Annotated in this window: 29 protein-coding genes and 1 pseudogene; 20 read left to right on the top strand and 10 right to left on the bottom strand. The window is 50.1% G+C overall.

The window, feature by feature from the left end:
* Positions 1-102: 102 nt before the first annotated feature.
* The 4 genes from RJ38_RS06845 to RJ38_RS06830 all read left to right on the top strand — a co-directional run bounded on the left by RJ38_RS06845 (position 103) and on the right by RJ38_RS06830 (position 1966).
* Entirely contained in the window at positions 103-378 is a 276-nt protein-coding gene (locus RJ38_RS06845; protein WP_039017620.1) for an IS3 family transposase, read from the top strand.
* Positions 375-896, top strand: a complete 522-nt coding sequence (locus RJ38_RS18055) for a hypothetical protein (RefSeq protein ID WP_052245251.1) — start codon at positions 375-377, stop codon at positions 894-896. Before RJ38_RS06845 ends, RJ38_RS18055 begins: the two co-directional genes overlap by 4 nt.
* A 184-nt stretch (positions 897-1080) precedes the next feature.
* The gene (locus tag RJ38_RS06835; RefSeq protein ID WP_052245250.1) at positions 1081-1458 is read left to right on the top strand and encodes a hypothetical protein; all 378 of its coding nucleotides are present in this window, start codon (positions 1081-1083) and stop codon (positions 1456-1458) included.
* A 91-nt stretch (positions 1459-1549) separates the two neighbouring features.
* The gene (locus RJ38_RS06830; RefSeq protein ID WP_039018137.1) at positions 1550-1966 is read left to right on the top strand and encodes a hypothetical protein; all 417 of its coding nucleotides are present in this window, start codon (positions 1550-1552) and stop codon (positions 1964-1966) included.
* Between the two features lie 457 nt (positions 1967-2423).
* Here the strand turns inward: RJ38_RS06830 and RJ38_RS06825 are convergent, their stop codons facing one another.
* A complete protein-coding gene (locus tag RJ38_RS06825; RefSeq protein ID WP_156121787.1) occupies positions 2424-3692 on the bottom strand; it encodes a hypothetical protein in 1269 nt (422 codons plus the stop codon).
* A 606-nt stretch (positions 3693-4298) separates the two neighbouring features.
* Between RJ38_RS06825 and RJ38_RS06820 the strand changes: the two genes are divergently transcribed.
* A complete protein-coding gene (locus tag RJ38_RS06820) occupies positions 4299-4835 on the top strand; it encodes a hypothetical protein (RefSeq protein WP_156121786.1) in 537 nt (178 codons plus the stop codon).
* A 23-nt stretch (positions 4836-4858) separates the two neighbouring features.
* On the opposite strand, the gene RJ38_RS06815 is transcribed toward RJ38_RS06820, so the two are convergent.
* Entirely contained in the window at positions 4859-5170 is a 312-nt protein-coding gene (locus RJ38_RS06815) for an ETC complex I subunit (RefSeq protein WP_039018135.1), read from the bottom strand.
* A gap of 465 nt (positions 5171-5635) precedes the next feature.
* On the opposite strand from RJ38_RS06815, the gene uvrB reads away from it, so the two are divergent.
* Positions 5636-7765 carry an excinuclease ABC subunit UvrB gene (gene uvrB / locus RJ38_RS06810; RefSeq protein ID WP_052245252.1) on the top strand — a complete coding sequence of 710 codons (2130 nt, stop codon included), beginning with the start codon at positions 5636-5638 and terminating at the stop codon, positions 7763-7765.
* A 166-nt stretch (positions 7766-7931) separates the two neighbouring features.
* On the top strand, positions 7932-8303 hold the full coding sequence (locus RJ38_RS06805) for a hypothetical protein (RefSeq protein ID WP_039018134.1): 372 nt from the start codon (positions 7932-7934) through the stop codon (positions 8301-8303).
* An 80-nt stretch (positions 8304-8383) separates the two neighbouring features.
* On the opposite strand, the gene RJ38_RS06800 is transcribed toward RJ38_RS06805, so the two are convergent.
* On the bottom strand, positions 8384-8764 hold the full coding sequence (locus RJ38_RS06800) for a TFIIB-type zinc ribbon-containing protein (RefSeq protein ID WP_039018133.1): 381 nt from the start codon (positions 8762-8764) through the stop codon (positions 8384-8386).
* A 168-nt stretch (positions 8765-8932) separates the two neighbouring features.
* On the opposite strand from RJ38_RS06800, the gene RJ38_RS06795 reads away from it, so the two are divergent.
* Entirely contained in the window at positions 8933-9325 is a 393-nt protein-coding gene (locus tag RJ38_RS06795) for a hypothetical protein (RefSeq protein WP_039018132.1), read from the top strand.
* Positions 9326-9345: 20 nt separating this feature from the next.
* On the opposite strand, the gene RJ38_RS06790 is transcribed toward RJ38_RS06795, so the two are convergent.
* The 3 genes from RJ38_RS06790 to RJ38_RS06780 all read right to left on the bottom strand — a co-directional run bounded on the left by RJ38_RS06790 (position 9346) and on the right by RJ38_RS06780 (position 12764).
* A complete protein-coding gene (locus RJ38_RS06790; RefSeq protein ID WP_052245248.1) occupies positions 9346-9690 on the bottom strand; it encodes an antibiotic biosynthesis monooxygenase family protein in 345 nt (114 codons plus the stop codon).
* A gap of 134 nt (positions 9691-9824) precedes the next feature.
* Positions 9825-12113 (bottom strand): hypothetical protein, encoded by a 2289-nt coding sequence (locus RJ38_RS06785; protein ID WP_039018142.1) that lies wholly within the window; start codon positions 12111-12113, stop codon positions 9825-9827.
* A 210-nt stretch (positions 12114-12323) separates the two neighbouring features.
* Positions 12324-12764, bottom strand: coding sequence for a tellurite resistance TerB family protein (locus tag RJ38_RS06780; RefSeq protein ID WP_039018131.1), 441 nt, complete (start codon positions 12762-12764; stop codon positions 12324-12326).
* Between the two features lie 264 nt (positions 12765-13028).
* Between RJ38_RS06780 and RJ38_RS06775 the strand changes: the two genes are divergently transcribed.
* Positions 13029-14678: a lysine--tRNA ligase gene (locus RJ38_RS06775; RefSeq protein WP_039018141.1), complete on the top strand. Its 1650-nt coding sequence runs from the start codon at positions 13029-13031 to the stop codon at positions 14676-14678.
* Between the two features lie 59 nt (positions 14679-14737).
* Here RJ38_RS06775 and RJ38_RS06770 read toward each other — a convergent pair whose 3' ends face one another.
* On the bottom strand, positions 14738-15352 hold the full coding sequence (locus tag RJ38_RS06770; RefSeq protein WP_039018140.1) for a 2-hydroxychromene-2-carboxylate isomerase: 615 nt from the start codon (positions 15350-15352) through the stop codon (positions 14738-14740).
* A 120-nt stretch (positions 15353-15472) separates the two neighbouring features.
* Positions 15473-16084 carry a hypothetical protein gene (locus RJ38_RS06765; protein ID WP_156121784.1) on the bottom strand — a complete coding sequence of 204 codons (612 nt, stop codon included), beginning with the start codon at positions 16082-16084 and terminating at the stop codon, positions 15473-15475.
* Between the two features lie 764 nt (positions 16085-16848).
* Between RJ38_RS06765 and RJ38_RS06760 the strand changes: the two genes are divergently transcribed.
* The 7 genes from RJ38_RS06760 to RJ38_RS06730 all read left to right on the top strand — a co-directional run bounded on the left by RJ38_RS06760 (position 16849) and on the right by RJ38_RS06730 (position 22358).
* Positions 16849-17364: an Hcp family type VI secretion system effector gene (locus tag RJ38_RS06760; protein ID WP_039018129.1), complete on the top strand. Its 516-nt coding sequence runs from the start codon at positions 16849-16851 to the stop codon at positions 17362-17364.
* Between the two features lie 82 nt (positions 17365-17446).
* Positions 17447-19591: a type VI secretion system Vgr family protein gene (locus RJ38_RS06755; protein ID WP_162183555.1), complete on the top strand. Its 2145-nt coding sequence runs from the start codon at positions 17447-17449 to the stop codon at positions 19589-19591.
* Between the two features lie 10 nt (positions 19592-19601).
* Positions 19602-20660: a polymorphic toxin type 44 domain-containing protein gene (locus RJ38_RS06750; protein WP_039018128.1), complete on the top strand. Its 1059-nt coding sequence runs from the start codon at positions 19602-19604 to the stop codon at positions 20658-20660.
* 4 nt (positions 20661-20664) lie between these two features.
* Positions 20665-21096, top strand: coding sequence for a hypothetical protein (locus RJ38_RS06745; protein ID WP_156121783.1), 432 nt, complete (start codon positions 20665-20667; stop codon positions 21094-21096).
* Between the two features lie 25 nt (positions 21097-21121).
* Positions 21122-21757 (top strand): hypothetical protein, encoded by a 636-nt coding sequence (locus RJ38_RS06740; RefSeq protein ID WP_039018126.1) that lies wholly within the window; start codon positions 21122-21124, stop codon positions 21755-21757.
* A 1-nt stretch (position 21758) separates the two neighbouring features.
* Positions 21759-22046 (top strand): PAAR domain-containing protein, encoded by a 288-nt coding sequence (locus tag RJ38_RS06735; RefSeq protein WP_039018125.1) that lies wholly within the window; start codon positions 21759-21761, stop codon positions 22044-22046.
* Positions 22047-22091: 45 nt separating this feature from the next.
* Positions 22092-22358, top strand: coding sequence for a hypothetical protein (locus tag RJ38_RS06730; RefSeq protein WP_039018124.1), 267 nt, complete (start codon positions 22092-22094; stop codon positions 22356-22358).
* 174 nt (positions 22359-22532) lie between these two features.
* Here the strand turns inward: RJ38_RS06730 and RJ38_RS06725 are convergent, their stop codons facing one another.
* Entirely contained in the window at positions 22533-23105 is a 573-nt protein-coding gene (locus RJ38_RS06725) for a recombinase family protein (protein WP_039018138.1), read from the bottom strand.
* Positions 23106-23367: 262 nt separating this feature from the next.
* Positions 23368-23598, bottom strand: coding sequence for a hypothetical protein (locus RJ38_RS06720; RefSeq protein WP_039018123.1), 231 nt, complete (start codon positions 23596-23598; stop codon positions 23368-23370).
* Positions 23599-23827: 229 nt separating this feature from the next.
* Here RJ38_RS06720 and RJ38_RS06715 point away from each other — a divergent pair, with 229 nt between their 5' ends.
* The 4 genes and pseudogenes from RJ38_RS06715 to RJ38_RS06700 form a co-directional block, all read left to right on the top strand.
* On the top strand, positions 23828-24643 hold the full coding sequence (locus RJ38_RS06715; protein WP_039018122.1) for a hypothetical protein: 816 nt from the start codon (positions 23828-23830) through the stop codon (positions 24641-24643).
* A gap of 162 nt (positions 24644-24805) precedes the next feature.
* Positions 24806-25519, top strand: a complete 714-nt coding sequence (locus RJ38_RS06710; RefSeq protein WP_039018121.1) for a hypothetical protein — start codon at positions 24806-24808, stop codon at positions 25517-25519.
* 44 nt (positions 25520-25563) lie between these two features.
* Positions 25564-25839 carry an IS3 family transposase gene (locus RJ38_RS06705; protein ID WP_039016955.1) on the top strand — a complete coding sequence of 92 codons (276 nt, stop codon included), beginning with the start codon at positions 25564-25566 and terminating at the stop codon, positions 25837-25839.
* Positions 25836-26100, top strand: a pseudogene (locus tag RJ38_RS06700) (hypothetical protein); the annotation flags it as partial. The gene RJ38_RS06705 and the pseudogene RJ38_RS06700, both read left to right, overlap by 4 nt.

Below are 26100 nucleotides of genomic sequence, written 5' to 3'. Positions count from 1 at the left end.
GGCCTACCCAGTTCACTTCCGTTAGTAATTGACACTCTTTGGTCTTGTCGCGGTTTAGTTCCGGTCTCTTTCGAGCAATGTTTGCTATGAAGGAGATAGAGAATGGCAAAGAGATACACAGACGAGTTTCGGCGTGATGCGGTGCGCATGGCGACGACGAGTGGCTTAACGCGGCCTCAACTTTCATCAGATTTAGGGGTTGGGCTTTCGACGCTGAACAAATGGGTTCAACAGCATCAACACGATGACCTGATGTCAGGACCGCATGAAGACGTTGAGAAGGAGAACACGCGGCTTCGCAAGGAAGTCCGTCTGCTGCGCGAGGAGAGGGAAGTGTTAAAAAAGGCGGCAATCTTCTTTGCAGGCCAAAGCCGGTGAGATTTGCGTTCATCGACGCCTGGAAAGAAGAATGGCCAGTTGAGTTCCTGTGCAAAGTTATGCGGGTCACATCACGTGGTTTTCGCGCGTGGCGGGCTCGCCCGATGAGCCAGCGTCAACGCGATGATATGGTGATCCTGGCTCACATCCGTGAACAGCATCGCTTAAGCCTGCAAAGCTATGGGCGGCCTCGGATGACCACGTTGGAGGACGCCTGGCAGGCCTTCGACCTTGTCGATCGCGCGCACAAAGCCTCCGCCGCGGCGATCACATTGCGCTGCGACCCCGGCCAGCAGGATCGCGCGACCCTGAGCGGCATGCCTTTGAACGAGGGCATGGGAGTCCAAATGGGACAAGCAGGAACAGACATGGCGATGGCATCCTGCGGTCAGCGGAACCATACGACAGCCCAAGCCTATCAGGGTGACGCCTTGTCGATGGCCCAACGAATAAAAGGACAAGCCGAGTTACAAAAGGTAGCCAACCAAGGGGGCCCCGAATTGTTTGAATTCAAATAGGATACGCTGACGGCGGCAGGTGTTTTTTCAGGATTTCGGTGTGAACCCCGAAAGAAACACCCTGCCCCGCCATGAACCGAGAGAGAGCAGCCTCTCAAAACCGAAGCCGCGCACATGAAAGGAAAACCACAAGCCGTCTTGAAGCCCTCAGCATCATCGCAAGGGCGCTGCATAGGAGAACAATATGTTTGACCTTTCCAACGATACCATGTTCAGCATGCGTGCATTCATGGCATCACATTCTGAAGCCGTGCAAAATGCTGCTTTTTTACTCGGCGGTCGCCCAGCATTGCGTAATGCGAAAACGCTCCTGGATGAGATCGCGTCCACGCTCGTCATGACGCGCCGGCTCGGCCATCTGCTTCTCGACCTTCATGCGTTGCTAACTCTTCAAAATGTCCATCACGACGACACCATTGAGGCTGCGTGTTTTGCTGACCTCGACCCAGCTTCGCCCATTGTTGAAGACATCTGCGCTCTCAGTGATGAACTCGAGGATGAAATGCAAAAGCTGGAAGAAGTAGAATTGAGCGCTGCATTGTCCCTTCGTTTGGCGGCCTAATCGACCGGCCGAACCGCGCCGGATCCACATTCCTCGGACCTGGCGTCTTGAGAGGTCGCATTTTGCGGCCTCAGATCCATAGGAGATTTTAATGCACATCGAAATCGAACGTAAAGTGCACGAGATGACACTCGAAACACTGGTTCTTGGTCGACTGCTGGCCAATGAATGGCTGGACAGTACTCTGGTTCCAAGCGGCACCAACAAATCTGTCATTCTCGGAGCCCTTCATTCACTTCAGGCCCGAAACGGCTTCAAAACTGTCGATGCAGAACTCGTTGAGCTCATGGAAGAAAAAATTCGCAAGTCTCTCAACGAAATCCGCGAAGGCAAAGGCGATGCAGCATTCTCGCAAGATGTCGATTTGGTCTGGGAACACGATCAAAAAGTCATTGAATATGTGAACCTGGCTTATCGTTTGAAGCAGTTCAAAGCTGCCAAAGTTGCGCTGGACGATAAACTGGCTGCGATTCGCGAGGCGGGCGCTCTTTTGGCCTCTGTGTTCTAATACCGTAATGGCCAAGCCGGGGCACATGGCGCTGCCCCGGCATAAATGTTCCATTCTTAGATGAGAGATTTGTGTTTCCGTTGATGGATAGTAACCCAAAACTGGGCCCGGTCATTCACCCTGACCTGCGCCAGCAACAGGCCAGACAGGCAAAATCGCCACTCAAGCTGCCCAGATCGAAACCCAGATGTGTTTTCTACATTAAGGCCAGATGTACGGCACATGAAGCAGATAAGACTATCCGTGAGGCCGATCTCTTGCTGTCCAGAACAGAGTAGAGAATCTGTGATATATGAACCGAGTTTCGGACATAGCCCCAGCCGAACTCAGCTCACTTACTTCACGACGAAGAATTGGATTTGCGACGCGGATCAGTCACATGTGGCATCAAGGGTTCCTTCGCATATGGCAACCCAAGACCTGGCGGCTTGTCCCCCCATCGCATATGGGGAGTAACCTAGGTTCTTCCTATTACGGGGTTGCCATTAGGGTCTCGCCCAATCGCCCCCTCTCCAATACGCCGCCAAAATCCTTTGACCGAAACCTGGGTATCTGGTTCCTTTCGTGGAGATCCAGACGAACCCCTTGCTTCAAATCCAATTTCTTCTGGAACAAGCTCCCTGCGTGGATAACGTAGGGCGCGCACGAGCTTGAACATCTTGGGCTTGTAGGCACGAGGTGTTTTCTTCCTTGTTGAAGCGCCCGTGTCTTGCGTTTCTTCAATCAGTCGTCGGCCGGCTCCGTCGAAGATATTGTCTTCCACCGCATCGAGCTGAAATTCGAAGTACGCTGGAAGCCCCATCTGCAAAAGAGACCTGGTGCCCAGGGGCTTGAAAAGCTTGGCATTTGCCCATTCACCAACAGAGGCCTGCTCCTCGGACAACAGGGGATGCCCCCCTGGTTTCGGGCTCCACCCAATCGATGCGTCGATAAGGTCCTCGCTGTCAACCAGTAAGAAGGAAGTCTTGACCTGGTCATTCCCCTCGGCATCTTTGCTGAGTGTCGTGAAATGCGCGACCTTGTAGTGTGACCCATTCCCGGGAGCGTCCATCAGCCCTGCCAGCCGGGTTATCAATGTGTTGGTGGTCTCATCTGCAGGAATGAGAATTTGGAGCACTCTGATCTCGCCCTCACTGGAAATCAATCGCGTTCCCAGGTCAGACAATCTTAAGTCAATGAATCCATCATCACGATTGTCGGGCTCATCCCTGTTGAGGTGCGCTCGTAGGGTTTTCAGATCAAAACTTTCGCTGATATCTCCATCGGTTTCCCCCAGCTGAAGATAGTCGAGGAATTTGTGATTTTTTACTGCGCTAACCTCGACGGGCTGGCTTGCCATCACCTCTCGGAGATCTTCGTAGTCCTTAGCCACATAAAGATGACGCGTCGCCGGCCAGGGAGTAAGCCCCGGGAGTTTTCCGACAGGATGTGGTCTGAGGAACGGACGCATTGCTTCTATATCAGGAAAGGTTTCTGGAAGTTCACGTTCCATCAGAGCCAATTCGGCAAGACTGTTGAGCGTGTCGTCAAATATGGTCTCCACCTGGTTAGCCAACAATGCACTACTGACTTTCATCCATCGCTGAACAATCTGATCAAGACTTGAATCCGGGCCCTTCTTGAAAATGTCGACATGCCCCAGCTTGTGAATGCGGAGGAGAAAAGGAGGAGTTCTTTCACCCGACGAAGGTCCGAAGTTGGGTAAAGCCGATCGAGAATTTGCCAACGTAGTCTTTCTTTGAAATCGCCATGATATGGATCTTTGGGATGATTCCATAAGTTGCCCCCAAATAAAAGGGACATTCCGCGACCGGGATCGGCAAAACGCCAATCAGCGACATATGGTTTTGGCTCGGTGCCCTCACTTGCCGCAGAACCAAGAATGCGGCATCATCAAACACGTGAAGCACGGCTTCACCATCAGGTAGGGACGATTGCTACATATGTGCTACACTCCGAAATCGCCCCTTAAAAACACTTATATAACAGAGTGTTATGATCAGTCGCACAAATCCATCATGGGTGCCACAGAGAGGCGCGCAGCTCTGCAAGCCTTTGTAGTATTTATGTTTTCGCTCATGTTCTCGTTTTTTCTACATGCCTATTTTATGCGAATTATCGCTCATTTCATCCTATTGTGCACCACTGGGGCAACAAAAGTTGTTCCAGTACGGCTCACATCATTGAACGCAAACGCAAACGCAAAGACGGCTCTATCGCTTATCTCGCACAGATCGTAATCAAAAGAAAAGGGAAATGGATTCACCGCGAAGCACGAAGTTTTGACAGAAAACCTACAGCAAATGCGTGGCTGAAAAAACGGATGAAAGAAATGGGTGCTGCCGGGGAAAACCTTTCAGCCATCAAGAATTGCGGGCAAACCCTTGCCGATGCAATTGATCGCTATACAACCGAAAGCGTCAAAGAGGTCGGGCGAACCAAAGCACAGATCTTGCGACCCATCTGCGAATACGACATCGCAGGCATGGAATGTGCCGATATTCAAAGCCACGATTTCGTTGCCTTCGCTAAGGAAATTAACACAAACAGAGCCCCATCAACAGTCGGAAACTATCTCTCACACCTTGGAGCCGTATTTGCACTTGCCCGCCCCGCTTGGGGCATGGAACTAGAACAACAGGCAATGAAAGACGCTTTTGTCGTTTGCAATCGCTTGAGTATAACAGGAAAAGCTCGCAGCCGTGATCGTCGGCCAACATTGCGCGAGCTAGACGCCTTACTGACCTTGCCCCGCATATATGGAAATCACGGCGCATTTGGTGGGGTCTCGATGCAAAAAGGTGCCCAGTGGGCACCTCAGTTATCATTATGGACGGCGTTTCGCGGGGTCCTCGCACCAACTTCGTGACAACTTTGCCCCACTTTACACGCTTAATGCGTCCAGACTGTGCGGCGATGGGTTGCGAAGTTCTCGCCATAGCCGTTGGGACGAATAACAGGCTTGCGTGTTTTGGGATCCTGCACGGTCACATCAACGCCGCTTGACTTAGCATAATCAAGCGCTGCGTCTTTGCTTTCGAAAGACATGCGAACTTGACTTTGCGTATCGTCAGAAGACGTCCAGCCCATCAAAGGGTCAACCTCACGGGCGGAGGCCGGTGCAAATTCCAACACCCAGTTTTTAGTTTTGGCTGTGCCTGACTGCATGGCGTTGCGGGCGGGCTTAAAGAGACGGGCGCGCATGGGCTCTCCTCGGCTGGAACACGTTTCATCACAGATAACGCCAAACCCGGTTCGGGTGCAAGTGGCGAAAGCAACGCTAAGGGGGGCGCAGGCGCAGATTGGTTGCTAGATCGGATGGGGAGTGAGGGGTGGGTGGGTGGTTCACCCGATCTAGCAACCGTTTCTGCTGCTTGCACCTGTAATCTAAAATGAAGTTGGTTAACCACGCAAGTCTAAAATTACCATAAGTTGTATTTATTTTGCAATTTATTCGCTTACGGCGAAACACTTTATTAACCTTTTTCTACATGTGCGCGTGTTTTTCGCCCTTCCCCTTGCGAAAGAACAAAAAGAGGACAAAAATGCCATCTGCAAGGGAATCGTCAGAGGAATTCGATCGTGCCAACAACAGAACCTGCGACAGGTGCCCAACCCTCGACTGACAACAGCCTTGCGACTGGCTTAACCAAAGGTGCTGGACGTGGGGTGCTGGACAAGCTCGAAGGCGGCAAACGGTTTGTGCTGCATTCGGAATTCTCGCCTGCTGGCGACCAGCCCAACGCTATTCGCGAGATCAGCCAAGCCATCCATGACGGCGAACGTGATCAGGTTCTGCTGGGGGCCACCGGCACAGGCAAAACCTTCACCATGGCCAAAGTGATTGAAGAAACCCAACGACCTGCCATCATTCTCGCGCCAAACAAAACCCTCGCCGCCCAGCTTTACGGTGAGATGAAAGGGTTCTTTCCGGAAAACTGCGTCGAATATTTCGTCAGCTTCTATGATTACTATCAACCCGAAGCCTATGTCGCGCGTTCCGACACGTTCATTGAAAAGGAAAGCCAGATCAACGAACAGATTGACCGCATGCGCCATTCGGCCACACGGTCGCTGTTGGAACGTGATGATGTGATCATCGTCGCCTCGGTCAGTTGTATTTATGGTATCGGTAGCCCCGAAACCTATACCGCGATGACACAGGATCTGGTGACGGGCGAAGAATATGATCAACGTGACATGATGCGCGGGTTGATCGAGCAACAGTATAAACGAAATGACAACGCCTTCTCACGTGGTACATTTCGGGTGCGCGGCGACAGTTTGGAAATTTGGCCTAGCCATCTGGAAGATCGCGGCTGGCGCCTGTCTTTTTTTGGTGACGAACTAGAAGCAATCACGGAATTTGACACGCTGACGGGCGCAAAAACCGGCGAGTTGGACAAGGTCCGAGTTTATGCGAACTCCCACTATGTCACCCCACGCCCTACCCTGATACAAGCCGTGAAGTCCATCAAGGAAGAATTGGCCGTGCGCTTGGCCCAATTCGAAGCCGAAGGTAAATTACTGGAACATCAACGCCTTGAACAACGCGTGAAGTTCGATCTCGAAATGATCGAGGCACAGGGGTATTGTAACGGCATCGAGAATTATTCGCGCTATCTGACCGGCCGCAACCCAGGTGAGCCGCCCCCCACCCTGTTTGAATATTTGCCGGACAACGCGCTTGTTTTTGCGGATGAAAGCCACGTTTCTGTTCCGCAAATCGGCGGCATGTATCGGGGCGATTATCGCCGCAAGTTCACCCTGGCTGAACATGGGTTTCGTTTGCCCTCCTGCATGGACAACCGCCCACTGAAGTTTGAGGAATGGGACGCAATGAGGTCGCAATCCGTGTTTGTGTCGGCCACCCCCAGAGACTGGGAATTGGAACTGACCGGCGGTGTTTTCGTTGAACAGGTGATCCGTCCCACGGGCCTGCTTGACCCAATGATTGAGATCCGCCCGGTTGAAACCCAGGTCGATGATCTGCTGGACGAGCTGCGCAAAATGATTGCCGGTGGGTTCCGCACTTTGGTCACGACCCTTACCAAACGCATGTCTGAAGACCTGACCGAATATTTGCACGAGCAGGGCATCAAAGTGCGCTATATGCACAGTGACATCGACACGTTGGAACGTATTGAAATCCTACGGGATTTACGCCTTGGGGCCTTTGATGTTCTGGTCGGGATCAACCTGTTGCGCGAAGGCCTTGATATCCCCGAATGTGGCCTAGTCGCTATTCTTGATGCGGATAAAGAAGGCTTTCTACGATCAGAAACCTCACTGATTCAGACCATTGGCCGTGCCGCGCGGAATGCCGAAGGGCGCGTCATTATGTATGCGGATAAAATCACCGGATCTATGCAACGTGCGATGGATGAAACCGATCGCAGACGCGCACGACAAATGGCCTATAATACAGAACATGGCATTACGCCAACCACCGTGAAGAAGAACGTCGAAGATGTTCTTGCTGGGTTGTATGATGGTGATGTCGACATGAACCGTGTGACGGCCACCATTGACAAGCCACTGCATGGCGCAAATTTGGAAGCGCATTTGAACGGGCTGCGGGATGAGATGCGCAAGGCTGCTGAGAACCTCGAATTTGAAGAAGCTGCCCGTCTGCGCGATGAAGTCAAACGCCTGGAAGCCGTAGACTTGGCCGTTTCCAGTGATCCGCTTGCCCGCCAATCCGCCATAGATGCCGCCGTGGAAGATGCCCATAATGCCGGTGGTCGATCCACGTCTGGCAAAGCTGGGATGCGCGCGAGGCGTGGAAAGAAAAAGTAGCTTGTTACGTCAGATGCCTGCCCGCCAAGCAACTTGGTAATGCCTTTTTTTTCGCCGGTATCTCGCCCTAATCTCTACAGTTTCCTCCTTCATTCAGTATTTTCGAAAATACATGTAAAATATTGAAGAGTCAGATCGTTTTCATCGAAATTTACGGGAGTAAACTATGTTAAACCGCTTACTCGCCACCGTTATAGCAACAGGTTTTATTGCAAACACAGCGGCTGCGGATCCGACCTACATGCTGGGGGGTACGATCGCTTTCGGAGGGAACGCCTCACCTCAGTTCGGTGTCACCGCGAAAATTTTGTCATCGAACCAACGCGATGATGCCGTTGTCGGGCTGGGTGTCACCTATTACCCAGGATCAAAATCATTCGGTGCTGACATCGGCGTTGGGTATATTGGCGACAACAACGCTATCCTGGTTGGGTATGATTTCGTGCAAGCCGCGGGGATTTTCAGTCTTGGCTATGCGAACACAGAAGATGACGCACCTGCTGCACCCGCGCCAGCCCTACCTCCGCCGCCGCCATAGTTGCGAGTACCAGTTACTGAAAAGGGCCGCCCAAGAGGCGGCCCTTTTCAAGTTCAAATAGTAGCAACACCATATTTCCTTCAAAAATCAAAAATATCCTCAAGGAAATCAGCCACGCGGCTTTTCTTTTTCTTGCGATAGGGTTTTTCTTTTTTCCCCCGATGGTCATCATCATCGTAACGACGATACCCATCTTCGCGCCGATCATCCCGTGGCGCATCTTGATAGTGGGAGACGCCCCGGTCACCCCCGCCCTGCGCCGCAGCAGGCGGCGGCGGCGGCGTCATCGGATCAGGGTTTCGCAATTCTGGCGTGGGTGCTGCCTCAAACGCGGTGCGATCAATAATTTTATCCAACTCTCCGCGGTCAAGCCAAACACCACGGCATTGTGGACAATAGTCTATTTCCACACCGGAACGCTCTGTCATTACCAATTGCGCACCATCGACCGGACATTGCATATGCCATCTCCCATTTCAGCTGAAACAGAAGTGGGGGCGCGGTTTTCGCTTTTTAGGAAATGATCGTGTCGGACATGGGGTTAACCCCTGCCCGCCTAAAACTTGGATGCTATTGCATAACAATGCGCCCAGGTGCATCAATGTGGCATCGAAACAAAGGCAAGCATAATGAACACACTCTCCCCTCGCGCAATCATGGCACTGTCCGCAATGTCGGCTTTGGCCGCATGCGCAACCCCATATGAACAATGCATCTCGCAAGCAGGATCAGAGCTGCGCCAACAAGAACGTCAAATTCAACAAACCCAAGCAAACATCAATCGAGGATATGCGGTGCATACACAATCCGTGCCCTATACGGTGGCGAAGGAATGCGTGAATGAGGACAAGCAGGTCTATCGCTGTGATGAAGTGCGATATCATACCGAACAGACGCCAGTTCCGATTGATATCGCAACAGAGACACGCAAACTATCACGTCTTACGAAGGGTTTAGATGCATTACGCCGAGAAACCCAAGATTGGGAACACAGCTGTCGTGCCAAATATCCCGAGGGATAAGGCGAACTCATCAAGTCTGGTTAAAAAACCGCACCAACGTCATACATGACGGGTTCAAACCCCTTGAACAGCTCTGACATCGCACGATTACGCTTGCGCATCTCATCGGTGCGCAACATCGCTTGAAAATCTTCACGTTTTTGCCACTGGGAATAATTCGCAATCCGGGTTTGAGCATCATTCACATGCAAACCAGCTCCGATAAATCCGGGTTGGTGTGAAATAAACTGCGCATACGCGTCTTCAAGTGCTTCAAACAAATCTTGGCAGGTTGCGGGTGAACATTCAAAAGTCGTGATGACGGTCTGAACATCTTGGGTGTCGTTAGGCTTAATGGTTACGCTTGCTGGGGTCGTTTCTGGCATGGTCACCTCCTGCCTAAAGCCTGGCACAGGCCCCCCACCATTTCAACAATAGGTTTTGCAAACGACAAAGGGGCCCGAAAGCGCCCCTTTGCTTTATTCGATATTGGGTCATGCCAAGCCCAAAGGAAATGGCATCAAATCGGGTTATCAATCCGCGCAATAACTTGGATGATCCCCCGACAGGCTTGGGGCCATACGATCTGAACTTGGTCTTTGTCCGGCCCCTTCTCAGGCTTCGCGTAAGGCATGCCTGTCATCAGTGATCCCCCCGCAAAGATCGGGCCTTCAGCCGTGATCCCCGTTACATTGCGCGCGCGTGCGCCAAAAGGAAGATGTTGTTCAAAATCGACGGTCCACGTCGCACTGTCTGAGAATTGCGTATATTTAACAATCGCCGGATTATGGGTTTTCTTATCAACCCCCGTATAGGTATTACCTTCCCAGCGCACATTGCGGGTTCGCGAAAAATCAAGCCCTGCGAAGCTATCATCAACGTTGTCGGCCTGATCAACATTCCCGTTGATACTTTTGAAAACATTACCAGAAACATTCAATCCGTTGATAAAATGTCCGCTGCCATATGGTTTTACAACAATCCAATTGAACCAATCAGCAGTGTCATTCGCTGTGAAGATATTGCCCGTAATCGTCAACCCACCAAAAGAGCTCTCGGCGCTGAAACCGGGTGCACTGTCATATTCGTTGCTCCACTCGATGAAACTGTTGTCGACATAGTTTCCAACGAACGACGTTTTACAGTTGCTCGATGAAACGATCACCCCCGCCTGACGCACACTGTCTGGAAAATCATCCCCTTGGAACCAATGATTGCCGGCAAACATGTGACCCGTTCCACTGACAATGCCGAAGTGCCCAAACCGCGTGGCGCGATTATCCCGGATTTTGTTGTCATTGGCGTTTGAGTTAAACCCAATGCTGGTCCGACTTGGAGCAGGCAAAGCCCCCTCCGCAGAAAAGAACTGGCACCGATCGATCAACATGCCCTGACAACCAATACCCGGCGACGTGATGCCCTTGTCTTTAGGGTGCGTGAAGAAACAGTCACGAAACTGGAAAACAAAGCCCCCCGTCGCAAGTAACACCCCGCTGGCGAAGTTCGACAGTTTGAATTCGATGTCAGACAGAACAAATCGGCTGAGCTTGTTGAAACCACTAAAATCAAGGGCGTATTTGTGACGTGTAAAGGTGAAGTTCTGTGTGCCCTGCGCGTCATACAGCGGCTGTGACAAGGTCAATTCCTGCGAACCAACATTTACAGAACGCACGTATATTTCACGCCCGACACCATTCCCTGCAACCCGCGCCCCCACTGGAATAGCCGCAATATTTGCCACATTGGTCAGGGTCAAATCATTTGATGTGGAATAGGTCGCAATAGACGTCACCACGTCATCGTCCCATGCGGTCGAGGACACACAATCCAACATCCCATTTCGAATAACACGACGTGACGTGTAGTTTGTTTTGTTGCCAACCACAGCTTGAACATCAATTGGTTCCGTTAAGGTGATCTGGCGCCCCCCCAAATCCAATGAATCATGATCAGAAAAGTTAAACAGCACCGCAATCGCACGCTTAAACGCCTCAAGTTCATTGCCAAATGCATCAATATATGCCGGAAGGTCATAGTTCTTTGTCAGGGTCAGGCGCTTATCAACAGGCATATCCACCGTGCCCGTAAACTGCGCGCGGTTTTCAAAAGTGACGTGATCCGCAAGATGGTAAACGCCTTCAGGGACAATCACCTTGCGCCCATTGGCCGCCGTATCTGCCGCCTCAAACGCGTCAACGTTGTCTGTCACACCGTCACCGATCGCGCCATAATCAATGACATCAACACTGTCCAACAGCTTGCTCGCGAAAACAGCGCTGGCATCTTCAATTTGAATGTCATCAATGCGTACAACCGCACCATTCGCGCCGGTCAAATCCAACCCAAAATGCCCATATAGCGGCGCGGTGCCCCATGGCATGTCCACACCACCGCGCGTGCCTGTGCCAACAATCGCGCGCACCTCAACGATATCGCCGTGTGACGTGATGGTCGTTGATGGCCCGACCTCCGCCAGCCCCGCAACATGACCGCCACCAGACTGACCCGCCCAGCCCGCAATCCGTACGTTTGGCAATGCACCACTGATCACTTTGATCCGCGTTTTAATTTGCAGATAGCATCCAGGCAAAATTGGCGTCTCGCCCGTATAGCGCAGTTTCTGCGTACCGCTTGTCTTCAAAATCTCAAGGCATCCACCGAAATCCGCATCCGCCGGCACAAAAGCCGCCGTTGCACTGCCATCATACGTGTCTGACCCAGGGGTCCCATCCCCAGAGGACCACACATCAAGACCGTTCGAATATTGCGGCGGCATCAGGACCAGCCCGTCTGTAATTGCTTTGTTCATCGCAAACCCCTTTCGCATTGCGTGAAGGGCCGCGATGTCCGGCTTCATTCGGACAGGCACGTCCCTGACACTCAAAGAGGTACCAACAAGCAGTTAACGCCGACTGAGACCACCGCGCGCTCACCGCAGATCCGCAAAGAGTTGATTTAATGGCTTAAATGAAAAAGGCCGCTCATTGAGCGGCCTAAAACGTAACGATGTAAGATGCGTTTAATCAGCAGAGGCTGGCAGTACCATATGACGGGCACGGGCACCGCGCTCGATGGCCGCCCCATGCAAACGGTCAATCGTCAACTCATACCGGATCTCAGCCAACATCCGCAGTTCGCCCTCTTTTAAGCGACCATCAGACGCTGCAACATCACAAGCCAAAGCATAAGCCGTTTCAAACAAAGTTTCCGGCAAAGCATCTTTCACAAGGCCAAATAACGCGTCCAAGCCGTCTTCTTCGGAAAACAGATCAAGCACTGTCTGGCTTACAACGCGCAAGCGATCTGCATCATAATGCGCAAAAATCGGCAAATGATTGACGATACGTTCAATCGTCAAAAGCTCAGGTGTGCCGATGTTCTCATCAGACGCGCTTTCGGCAAACATAATCGCAACCAACGCATCCTGCGCGGTAAAGGAATGTGGGATCTGCTCAGACATTTGGCGTCCTTTATAAATAACTGTCTCTGACCTAACGGACAGCATAGAGACACAGCGCCATAGGTTCAACTGCCCCAAGTGAATGTAGCTGACACAATTTCGTCAGTTTCCAGGCGATAAAACGAAAAAAGCGGTGGAATCATAGGTCAAACACCTGCGATTTCTTGACTTATGCTGCATCGGCACAATAGACCGGGCGAACGGGTGACACAGGGTTGCCCCCTAGTGATGTGGCCTGAACATATTGGCCTGATGGAGAACACGATGTCTGATCTGCGCGATACCGCGATGCAAAGCAAAGCCTGGCCCTTTGAAGAAGCCCGCCGGGTGCTCAAACGCTTTGCCAAGGGTGCGCCGGAAAAGGGCTATGTGCTGTTTGAAACGGGTTACGGCCCCTCAGGTCTGCCCCACATCGGGACATTCGGAGAAGTCGCGCGCACAACCATGATCAAGAACGCTTTTGAAGTGATCTCAGACATTCCAACAAAACTGATCTGTTTCTCGGATGATTTGGACGGGATGCGCAAAGTGCCATCCAACGTGCCGAACCCGGAAGCTTTGGAAGAATATTTGCAGCGCCCGCTGACATCTGTGCCTGATCCATTTGGCACGCACGAAAGCTTTGGCGATCATAACAATGCGATGCTCTGCCGTTTCCTTGACACCTTTGGCTTTGAATATGAATTCTATTCCGCCAAAGAGTTCTATAAATCCGGCCAGTTCGACGAGGTTCTCAAGCGCGCCGTTGATAAATATGACGATGTGATGGCTGTGATGTTGAAATCACTGCGTGAGGAACGCCGTCAGACCTATTCCATATTCCTGCCGATCCACCCGGAAACCGGCCGCGTGATGTATGTGCCCATGAAAAAGGTCTGCGCAGAAACTTATACGATCACATTTGACGATGAAGACGGCAAAGAATGGACCCTGCCTGTCACCGGCGGCAACGTGAAGCTACAATGGAAGCCGGATTTTGGCGCGCGTTGGGCGGCTTTGGGCGTCGACTTTGAGATGTACGGCAAGGATCACAGCACCAACACGCCGATCTATGACAGCATTTGCCGCACCTTGGGGCACCGCGCGCCCGATCACTTTACATATGAACTGTTCCTGGATGCCAATGGTCAGAAGATCTCTAAGACCTCTGGTAACGGGATTTCGATTGATGAATGGCTGACCTATGCCAGCGCCGAAAGCCTGTCATATTTCATGTATCTCAAGCCGAAAACAGCGAAACGGATGCATTTTGATGTGATCCCCAAGGCTGTTGACGAATATCACCAGCAACTGCGCGCCTTCCACACGCAAGATCTGAAGGCACAAATGAACAACCCGGTTTGGCATATCCACAATGGTGATGTGCCCCAATCCAACATGGTAGTTCCCTTCGCGATGCTTTTGAATCTAGCAGCCGTATCCGCAGCAGAAGAAAAAGACCAACTTTGGGGCTTTATCCAGCGATATGCGCCCGAAGCTTCGGCTGAAACGCACCCTGACCTGGATCAAGCGGCAGGCTTTGCTGTTGCCTATTACCATGCCTTTGTGAAACCAGAACGTGTTTTCCGCGCCCCGTCCGATCAAGAACGCGCCGCATTGGAAGACCTCGCCGCAGCCCTTGGCGATGCCGACACAGCGCTTGCGATGATTGCCAAGAAGAACGCAGATATGGGCAACGATAGCCCCCTGCCCGACGTCGATTATGCTTCTGATGAATTCCTACAATCCATCGTCTTCGCAATCGGTAAAAACCACGGGTTTGATCCGCTGCGCGACTGGTTCAAAACCCTGTACGAAGTTCTGCTCGGTGCCAGCCAAGGCCCACGCTTTGGTGGTTTCGTCGCACTTTATGGTGTTGAGGAAAGCATCCAACTGATCCGTGACGGCCTAGACGGCAAGCTTCTGTCTGAGTAACGTCATCCGCGAAATATGAACAGCGCGCTTGGTATTCCCGGCGCGCTTTTCTATGTCTTCTAAGCCGGCGAGGGTCGGAAAGGCCGCTGCAATGCGCGCTCCACCATTTCCAAGTGGTCCTGCCCGTAAAACATATCTCCATCCACAACATAGGTCGGTGAACCAAACACCGAACGCTGGATTGCTTCCTCAGTATAGGCCCTGAATTGCGCCTGAACGTCTGGGGTAAGGGCCGCCAAAATCAACGGATCCGGGTCAAGGTCCGCAGCTTTTGCCGCCCTCGTCAGGTCGTCACGCCCATTAATATTACCATCATCACGCCAATGCATACCCAAGATTTCACGCGACAGCCCATTCACATCTTGCCCCGCAGTCTGCGCCGCCAACACCATGCCTGCAGCCAAGTTTTGGGGTTCATCATGAAAGACCGGACGCGTGTGGATGCAGGGCTGATCCCGCATCTCGGCCCAACGGTCAATTTCACGCCCAAAGAAATATTTCATACGTTCCGCAGAGATATCCAAATACGTGCCACCGTTCGCCGCCGTAATCACCGGGATGAAGTCAAAAGGCCTATGCACAATCCTGCGCCCTGCCTGATCAGCAATCTCTTGTAAGCGATTTGCGCCAATCCAAGCAAAGGCCGAATGAACCGAATAAAAGTATTCAATCACAGGCTGCGTTCCGTTGCTGGGGATCGAGGTGAAGTCAGATGAAACCATGTCCACGAACGTTACACACCGACACCATTCCGGCAAGCCTCAATCATGCGCAACAATCTGCCGCGCCCGAGATCAAAGAAAAACGCAGCGAACCAATATCTTCACAAACGACCGATATCTGTGTGCCCCCAAGATGGGATAGGGGTGAACAGTGATCGCAGAGAGGATGCTTCCATGTTTGCTGAATTTGCGTCCCTGAAACCCAATTTTCAGTACGTTCTGGTACCGTACGAGCCGTTCGGCATCATCAAGGACTGGATTGATATCAATTGCTTTAATGTCATCTTTGGCTTTTTCCAGCGAATATATGGGGCCGCCATCATACGGAGACTCATTGCCATCTTCATCCACAAGCCAAAATAAGGCTCCTGAGTTATCTTTTTCCTCCTTAATGCCCTCCAGTATCCGCTCGACATACGGCTCCCAATGGGCGGTTTCTGCATCCTGCCGTACTTTCGCTGCCTTTGTTGGGTCGTCTAGGGACTTAATTAGTGCGTCATCTTCTACTGCCCAGTCGGTGACCATAACCACTGCTTGTTGATACGACACATCACCACACGGTCGGTTCCAGACTTTGAACCCGAGTGTTTTGTGGTACCGCTCTGGTACCCGGCGACGATAGGTCCACGACCCATTATTGTTCTTTAGATGCTTAACATTCTTAGAGCCATTTTGTGGCTTCATGTGTCTAAATCCATGAGATTTGTGTCTAAACATGGGGGTCCCCAAGAGGGGATTATCAGCTTAACTGATATTTTCCAATGAGATAGAAAATGGTGGGCGACCCTGGAATCCGACCCTCCTCAAAGTGAATCGTAAAATTAACATAGCAATATCAGAGCAATAGGATGTTCGTGGTGGGCGCGAAGGTTCTTATTGTGTCCGGAAACAACATTGATGTGTCCAGAAATGCCCGTGAATGGGTTATTGTCGGGCTACTGCTAGACGCGCATCGCCAGTGATTTCTGGAGTTCGTCACTACCGAGGACGAACGCTGCCCATCACGTTCGATGCCTGATATAGTGCAAAATCTAAGTCCTACTGGAGACGAAGAGATGGAAATAATTCCGTCTGAACGACCCTACCGGAAATAACGAGGTATACGGAGACACCGTGCGATCTCATTGATTATATCATCTAGGGGTTCCCATACTTAATTTGGTCATTTTTCGTCGCGTCGTAAATGCGAATCATTACGTCATGAAAAACACGTCAAAACAGCCATCGGGCGAAATCTCGCCCGGAGCGTCGAAAAATCGGGCGAGATTTCGCCCGATTGGTTTTGGACTGAATGGCAGTTTGTTGTTTGTAATTAGTTCGTTACGTGATTTTTTGTGCTTTTTGAAAAAGTTAAATTAACTATATTTTCTGCACAGCCTCCTGACGCATGGTTTTGGCAAGCGGTGATTTCACATCGTTCCATTTGCTAAATTCAGGAGCATATCCACATGCCAATGCCAGCCTACCTCACCATCGAAGGGGAAACCCAGGGTCTCATCTCACAAGGCGCGACGACCTTTGATTCAATCGTAAATGAGTGGCAGGCGGGCCATGAAGACGAGATCATGGTTCAGGCGTTTAATCACGCTGTTATCACGCCACGTGACCCACAATCCGGTAACCCAACTGGTACGCGCATTCACCAGCCATTTACCTTCACATGCTCACTGAACAAAGCTGTACCACTGATGTATAACGCATTGGTCACAGGTGAACTTCTGACCAATGTTGAGCTAAAATGGTACCGCACACAAGCGTCTGAGCAAGTGCATTTCTTCACGACCAAACTGGAAGAAGCGCTGATCGTGGACATCAACACTGCGATGCCGCACGCCAAAGACCCAGCGATGACCGATTACACACAATTGGTTGACATCAAGATGACATACCGCAAAATCATGTGGGAACATGTTGTGGCTGGCACCTCCGGTTCCGACGATTGGCGTGCCCCAATTCAGGCTTAATCAATGTTGAAGTTGCTGTCCGGGTGTTTCGCCCGGGCAGTGCCACTCAGATAGGTATCTCAAATAATGGATGTATTTCTTTATGGATGGTGATTTTCACGCTCTTGCACAAAAGCTCTTGGGGCAAGATCAAGATTTGGCTTTTGCAATTCAAACCGAGGCCGGGGATTTTACCGTCGTCAGCTTTGACGCCAATGAGGCCGTAAACACGCCATTTGAAATCCATCTCAACTTGTCATCCGATGATCCCGATATCGATCTGCATGAGTTGATGGACACACAAGTTTGTCTCGCGATTTTCTCCAAATACAGCGAAGTCAGATATCTCAACGGTATTGTGTTTGAAGCCAGTCGTGGTGATCAAGGTATGCGGCGCACAATGTACAGCCTCGTGTTGCGCCCGGCATTGGCGCGGCTTGCCCATATTTCCGACGGTAAGATATGGCAACACAAAAGCGTCGTTGAAATCGCGACGGAACTATTGGCCCAACATCATGTCCGCACCGTTGAATGGTTGATTGAAGGCGATCACCAGCCCCGTGAGTATTGCACCCAAATACCGGGCGAACGGACCCTAGCCTTCATCACCCGTATTTTGAATGAGGAAGGCATCTTTTACATGCATTCCCATTCGCAGGATCAGCATAGCTTGATCTTTACAGATGCTCCACTTGCGACGCCCATTCTGCCCCATGCCGAAACGGTCACCTATAATAACATGCCCGGCGGTCAATCCCGTGGTTTCTGGATCAGTCGTTTTTCACAACATGAACGCCTGCGATCCAATGATTATGAACTCGGTGAATATTGGTTCCGCAACCCCGCCGGGAACTTCAATCAAGGTCGCAGTGCGCAGGAAGAAAATGGAACATCATCACAGTACCCATTGTATGACTTTCCCGGGCGTTACAAAGACCCACAAGGCGTGGGCAAGCACTTTGCCAAACATCGGATCGAAGCCGAACGTGTTGACGCCACCACAGGCCAGGGCGTCACCAATCACATCCATCTGTGCCCCGGGTACCATTTCTCGATTGCAGATCATGGTGATGCGAAGGCCAACATCTCGCATTTCCTGCTATCGGTAAGCCATTCGGGCCAACAACCGGCGGCGTTGCAGGAAGACGCACCAGCAAGTGAACCCACGACCTATGAAGCGCAATTCACCACCATGCCGGGACGCTTGCCATATCGGCCCCCTGTGCCTGCGAAACCCGTCATGGATGGATCACAGATTGGGATTGTTGTTGGACCTGAGGGTGAAGAAATTTACACCGATGAAATGGGACGTGTGCGCATTTGGCTTCCATGGGATCGCCATGCCGAACGTCGTCAATCTGATGGACAACGTGGGGAACATTCCTCTTGCTGGATGCGTGTGTCGCAGAACTGGGCAGGTGGTAATTGGGGCAGCATCGCCATTCCACGGATTGGTCAAGAAGTTGTGGTGCAATATTTTGATTCAGATGCGGATCAACCGTATATTTCCGGTCGCATGTATCACGAAGCCAACCGCCCCCCGTACAAACTCCCCGAACATAAAACCCGGATGACCATCAAGTCCCAAACCCACAAGGGTGAAGGGTTTAATGAGTTGAGGTTTGAGGATGAAGCGGGGAAGGAGGAAGTCTTTATTCATGCGCAGAAAGATAGAAATGAAAAGACATTACACAACCACACGGAGCGAATTGATAACAATTGGGTGCAAAGTGTGGGGCATAACAAGGCCGTACAAGTTCAAAACAACCACAATGAAATAATTGGCGGAAATATGACCCTCACAGTTGGTCCTTCTGGCATTGGTCAGATCGTCAACAGTACATTTAATAAGCTCACTCAAGGCATAGGTGATGTTGCCAAACGTCTCGGTGTAAAAGCGGGCTTAAATCCTGGAGAGGGCAATCTCTCAATTGTTGTCGAGAAGGGAAAAACAGAAACCATTGGTGCTGTATCCGCTACAAATGTTGGCGTTTCTCACTACACAACAGCAGGTGTGTCGATCGAAATGACTGGAGGTAAATCTGTAGGTATTCATGCTGGAAAACGGTGGAGTGAGACCGTTGGAAAAACTAAAAACGTTACTGTTGGTGAAAGTATTTCCTTTGTTTGCGGCGCAAGTCGTTTTGACATGGATGCAGATGGGAATATTTCCATTGATGGAACAAACATTACAATCAATGGGCAAGAGTTGATTACTCAAACTGCACCAAAAATAAAGTTGAACTGAGGACTATAGTATGCCAACCAAATATTGGGTTGTCCTGAACATTTCAGCGCATCCAGCACACCCCGTATCACATACGGACAACATAACGCTGAAAGCGTATTTTGATGAAAATCCAAGCGATACAAGCGACCACATTGTTGAAGTGGGAAGATTTTATGCTGTTCCATCAGAACATGCGACCAGACTCCCCGATGCATCAGGTGGAACCGTGTATCATGCCATTTCCGCAGACGAATACAGGGCACGGGCTTTCAATTATCACATTTGGGCTGAACCCTATGGCATTGCAGCCCTTGCTAGTCCTTATTTTCATAATAACTTATGCGTTGGTAGAGTTCGTTTGATTTCAGGAAGCTGGAAACATAAAGGTTCTGCATCAGGTTTGCAGAGTCGCCCGGCAGCAATCAAACCTGATGATATGGTAATTGAATTTGATGTTCAGATAGCCGATTCAGTTGTGCAATTTGCAGTAAATGAAATGAACAACAACCAAAATGATCCTAGAATAGAAACTATCCAATATTTAAACCAAGAATCCGACGATTTCATTGCTATGGATGACGGTCAACTACTTGATCCAATGAAAAATAGCGGAGGTCATGATAACTACACTGACATCGGACTAGATAGTCGCGATGAAGCAGATTATCGGTTTGGGCATATTGTTCACGCAGACCCCCACCCCGACCATGGTTGGTTTCAGCGACAAACTCAAAGATTTCAAGAATGGTTCTTTGAAGGGGGAGGCGAATGGGATCACAAACCCCGGATTTATCCGTATTGGGGATCAATGAATAGATTAGGAAACAGGGGGCATGTTTATCGCTATGATATTTGGTCAAATATCCACTACGGCTTTATGGGTGCACATGCTGGCTTCGGTCTTCAGCATCTTATTGAACAAGCAAGTGTAGCGCAAGTTCTTGATAACATTACAGGTTCAGATGATATAAAAGACCAAACGGCAACGGAAGAGGGATTTAACCTGTACCTGCGGAGCAGACACGTAACAATACAAGATTTGGTCAATATCGCCCAACGTCACCCCGAATGGCTTTTGTTAACATAAAATGATGATGCGCTTCACAATAAATGTATTTGTCGTCTGTGCCTTTATTTGGGGGCCTTCCCTGTATTTTGGCATATCAGCTACCCGTCAGGCCCATAAAATCTCCAACGGCGAATTTTGCTGGTTCGTTAGAAATCCTGAGGCAAAAGCATCTGGATTTCTTGTTGATTGGATTGACATGGAGCTAACACTTGAGACAGGCTCACCATATCATTTTTGGCAATTTCCATCAGATAAGGGGCTTGGTGGAACACGTCCCTATTTTGGTATTGTGATTCCTAGTGCTGAGTTTGGGCATGAATATTTTGCATGGAGTTTTAAGCAAGACGATTTTTGGCATATGGAATACTGGTGGGAGCAGACCTTAGGAATGTCGGGCTTTATCAATGAATGCCAGGAAATGCTCAATGACATGACCAAAGGTCCCAAAATCTAAAAGTACATATAAAGGTTATTGAGAAATGCCATTTCAGCCGAAACCAAATGCCAATCAATGCGATCCAAAGCAAGGTGCGACCTTTCTGACAGCAGATTGGAGTCTGATTGATGTTTGGTATGCTCTACATCAGAACGCCAAAATGTGGGCCAAATCTGATCCCGATACCAAGAGGAAATGTAACAACACAGATTCTGGAATTTTGGGAACACTTACAGAAACATCCAGCGAACTTTGGTCAAATCTTTGCCGAATTACAGGCATGACCGTCTACGGTGCAGTTGCCCTATCATGGTGCAAAGACGCGGAACTCTCGCAGGTTTGGGAGGGTTGGGAAGCATCTGGTTTTCCACTCAAACCGCTGCCAGAATATGAACGCCCGGCACGTTTCATCAATCCGGCACTACTCCCGACGACCAACAGTCTTCTGGAACTGGTCAAACTCGCAGAAAATAAACCACTGCCAATCTGTGCCATGATCGTTGCCAAAGGCGATGCGCTGGATGTTGATCTTTCCGTCAATATGGCCGCAAACGCCTCACCCCAGATTGCAGCGTTTCTCAAGGCGCACATAGAACGGCAACAGAACCGAACAGAAGAACAAAACGAAATGATCGAAATTTGGAAACAGAAAATATCCGGTACAGAATGGGAAATATAATATGGCCGCAGTAGCACGTATCGGCGACATCGGATCGGGTCACGGATGTTTCCCAGATAGCCCCGCGACCTCGGGCAATACCAGTGTCGAGATCAATGGTATCCCTGCGGTTTGTGTGGGAGATAGTTTCGCCGCACATGGATGCCCAACATGTCCACCACATGGACGAGCATTGGCCGCTGGTTCCGCGACGGTTTTTATCGGCGGTAAGCCAGTTGGCCGTGTTGGCGACGCCATTGATTGCGGTGGTGCCATTTCTAGCGGATCAGGCGATGTTGAATTTGGATAGTATGTACCAATAATATCACCACCAACCCTTTAGAAGAGAAACTATATGTCTAATCGAAATTCACAAAAAAACAGCGCGTCACTAACCTTTATGGGGGAAGTTCGTTCGTTCTTCGCCGCAATATTGGCAGAAGTTTTAGCTAGATTAATCATGGTTATTACACTTTTTAGTTTTGGTACAGTCATGATCGGAGGGATGATGATGTACTTCTTCAGCGCCCCATTTACCACAGCACTTTTTATCGGTGCCGTAGTTTGCATGATATTTTGTTTTCTGGTTCTTATCCTTGGCTCGTTCAGTGATTTTGGCTAGTGGTTTCAGGTGCAAGTCAACCGTATGCATCCTTAGAAGATTTTTCCATGGGTGGGGTTTGGGTGTTTTTGGCGATCCTTAATCTGAGTGGAGTACCAGTGCCATTTGTTTCGATAATGAGGTTTGTGTCACGTAGTGAGAGATGATCTTACATCCCCCACCGTTCTATCGCGGCTATACGTCATTGGCACCCAAGTATCGATAAACCGAAGAACGGGCGATCCCAAGCTCTTTGGCAATGGCGGTCGGGGTGAGTCCATCATTGCGCATACTATGAATGATCGCCGGATCAATCGTCGCGGGTCTTCCCTTGAATGGGCTATCCGATCCTTTTGCTTTCGCAGCATTGATGCCTTCCCGTTGTCGTTCCGCACGAATACTTGCTTCGAATTCCCCGAACGATGCGAGAATTGTGAAGAATAGTCGCCCGGCGGATGTTGTTGTGTCGATGGGTTGTTCCAAAACTTTCAGGTTCACGCCCTTGGCTTCGAGTGTTTCGGCGATTTGCAACAGATCACGTGTTGAGCGGGCCAACCGATCCAACCGCGTACACACAACAGTATCGCCCTTTCGGACACCTCGGCCCATAAGGTCTTCCAATGCCGTACGGCCTTCACGTTTTCGACCAGAAGCCTTCTCCAGATAAAGATGTTCACTGGCGACACCAGCAGTGGTCAACGCATCGATCTGAATGTCCAATGACTGTGATCTGCTGCTAACTCGACCGTATCCGATAAGTTCACCCAATTGCACTCTCCCGTCCTATATGACTGTCCGATTAAGCAGTAACGTCCGATAAGTGATTTGGTAAGTATAAAAGTACATTATATGGAGGATTTTGTGTGTCCGTTGCGAGTATACACAAATCGGACAATGCGTTCAGATAGTGAGCGATGCATTGAGTTGTCCGTAGGGTTGATCATCAAGTTAGTGGATGTTGGCTGAGTTCATTTTGATGTGGCAGTAAGTGACGCCTCCAAACTACAACGACCAAGACGGTGACTATAATCTATACAACTGCGAAAACTTCCATCGCAACCAACAAGCCAAACCGATCTGCCAACACCCCACATGCGATCACAGGAAGCGAAAATCCGAAATATGCATAGACGAATAATCCTGCTGTCGCTCGTGCACGTTCATCAGGTGTTCGCTCTGACACTTCAGCCAGTGATGCGAGGTAGGTGAACCCGTAGCTGGCTGCACTTGTAATGCAGGTACCGATCAAGACCAGCGACAAGACCTTTAACCATATGCAGAGGCATCCGTGGGGGAAAGATAAGGCAAGCGGACACCGTTATCGTGCAAATCGGCCTATTCGTTAAGTAATAGCTCTACGGACACTGTTGCTTTAGGGTAGCCAACTTCTGAGCATCACGGCCTTCATGTAGCTTGTTTTCTAATCGCGACTGAAGTGATAGCCTAAACTAAAGCAAATTCATGTTCCCGTCATTCAGAGAAAGTACGAAATGAAACAAAATTATTTTCCCGAACTAACATCGCAGACTCATTTTCCAGAAGGTCATGAAACGTTTTACGAAGGTATTAAGAGACTTGCTCAGGAATGGTTTCCCAAAACTTGGCATGGTGAAGATGAATATAGGCGGCGGCATCAAGAATATGACGAGTCGGTTTCAAGCCTTGCTGTCGAAGGTGCCAGATTAATGATGGCAGAAACGCTATCAGAAGATGAGCTTGGCAAGCTCACAGCTTCAGAAATTTCCGATGCTTTGAAATCCGAGCGGACCGACGAACATTTAGCTGAGTTGGAAGCGCCTTTGCGTTTCAACCAACTCGTGCAAAAGTTAAGAACGGCACTGATGCAATCAGAGATTTCCATCATCGGCCTTGCACATGATGGAAGTGATGTTTCAATACCTAGCAGATATTGGAAGGGCAATCTAGCCGAGCAGGTTCTCTATGCTGGGAGTTGCACCATTGATGATGATGGTTTCGTCCCCCGCAAGATCACAAACAAAATACCTGCGCGGTTTCTAATCTTTGACTCCGAATCAGTTGATAACTACATTTCCGCCCGATCAGGGCGTCCCGAACTGTCAAAAGATGAGGTTTTTTCAGTGGCATTCGATTGGCTTTCACGTGAGATGCGAAAGTCGCCGAGTTATAGGCCCCCACACTTGACACAAGATAAAGCGCGAGTACTTTTCAACAAAAACAACAACATGGACATCAAAGAACGCAAATGGAAAGACGTTTGGAAAAAGAGTATAAGTGCGACAGGCGCAACAGCTTGGTCGAAGAGAGGGCCAAGTAAACAACGATAAGATCGGTTCAGGACAACTGCGTTTCATTTGTTCTGATACAAGCACCGATTTCCCCGTCTACTCCATAAAGCGTCCAAACAGCGACCAGAACATTCGCTCGATGGATCATCTGTCCAGAACACTGGCAGGTGAACTTGAAAAGTCGCCAGAGGAGAAAACACCATGGCAAATCTATCAATGGGAAGAAAGCAACTCGAATCCCTTACTCACGAGCAGCGCGACCATCTGCTGTTGCAATTGCTTGCTGAGAAGACAGACAAATTGAACGATACATCGTCGTCGTCATCAACGCCTTTGTCAGAAGCAAGCAAGACCCTCATGAAGCATGTCGGGCATGCACTTCTAAATGATGTCGAGAACGGTCGCATTCAGGCTGCTCTTCAGCGGTCCACTCAAGTCCTGAAGAGCTATTTCGGAGCAATGATTTCGGATGAAGTGGATGATGTATCACCCGCGATCTACGAAGATGTAGAGCGGCGATTGATGCTTGAAATCGTCCAGGTGCTTGATTGCGACCACGGTCATTTTAGGGGGCAAACATTTGACCATAACGTACATGACTTGCTGGACGAGGGGGTAACTTGGATCGGTATCGACGAGGAAAACGAGAACATCCTTGAATTGATGGCACAGATTAAAGCCATTTTACCCAAACTTGTTCGCAATTCGATTTCTTGGGAGATCGATACCATCAGGATCAATGACGGTCTATCAACGATCATTAGCGACTTCGTCAGTGACCGTATTCTGCCAGTGATGGCAGACAAAACTAGTCGGGCAGAGGTGGATTTGGGGCTAGCTACCACATTAGTACCTAGTTTTGACATGGTCTTGTCGCGGTTTAGTTCCGGTCTCTCTGGTCTTGTCGCGGTTTAGTTCCGGTCTCTTTCGAGCAATGTTTGCTATGAAGGAGATAGAGAATGGCAAAGAGATACACAGACGAGTTTCGGCGTGATGCGGTGCGCATGGCGGCGACGAGTGGCTTAACGCGGCCTCAACTTTCATCAGATTTAGGGGTTGGGCTTTCGACGCTGAACAAATGGGTTCAACAGCATCAACACGATGACCTGATGTCAGGACCGCATGAAGACGTTGAGAAGGAGAACACGCGGCTTCGCAAGGAAGTCCGTCTGCTGCGCGAGGAGAGGGAAGTGTTAAAAAAGGCGGCAATCTTCTTTGCAGGCCAAAGCCGGTGAGATTTGCGTTCATCGACGCCTGGAAAGAAGAATGGCCAGTTGAGTTCCTGTGCAAAGTTATGCGGGTCACATCACGTGGTTTTCGCGCGTGGCGGGTTCGCCCGATGAGCCAGCGTCAACGCGATGATATGGTGATCCTGGCTCACATCCGTGAACAGCATCGCTTAAGCCTGCAAAGCTATGGGCGGCCTCGGATAGTCTTGGTTGGAACGTTCAAAGGATGGCTGTTCCCGTGGGAGCAGAAAGATGAGAGACATGCTG

Origin of the sequence: Halocynthiibacter namhaensis, assembly GCF_000812685.1 — a bacterium.
Classification (GTDB): domain Bacteria; phylum Pseudomonadota; class Alphaproteobacteria; order Rhodobacterales; family Rhodobacteraceae; genus Halocynthiibacter; species Halocynthiibacter namhaensis.
Note: the sequence above shows the minus strand (reverse complement) of the source record. Positions and strands in the feature narration are given on the sequence as shown.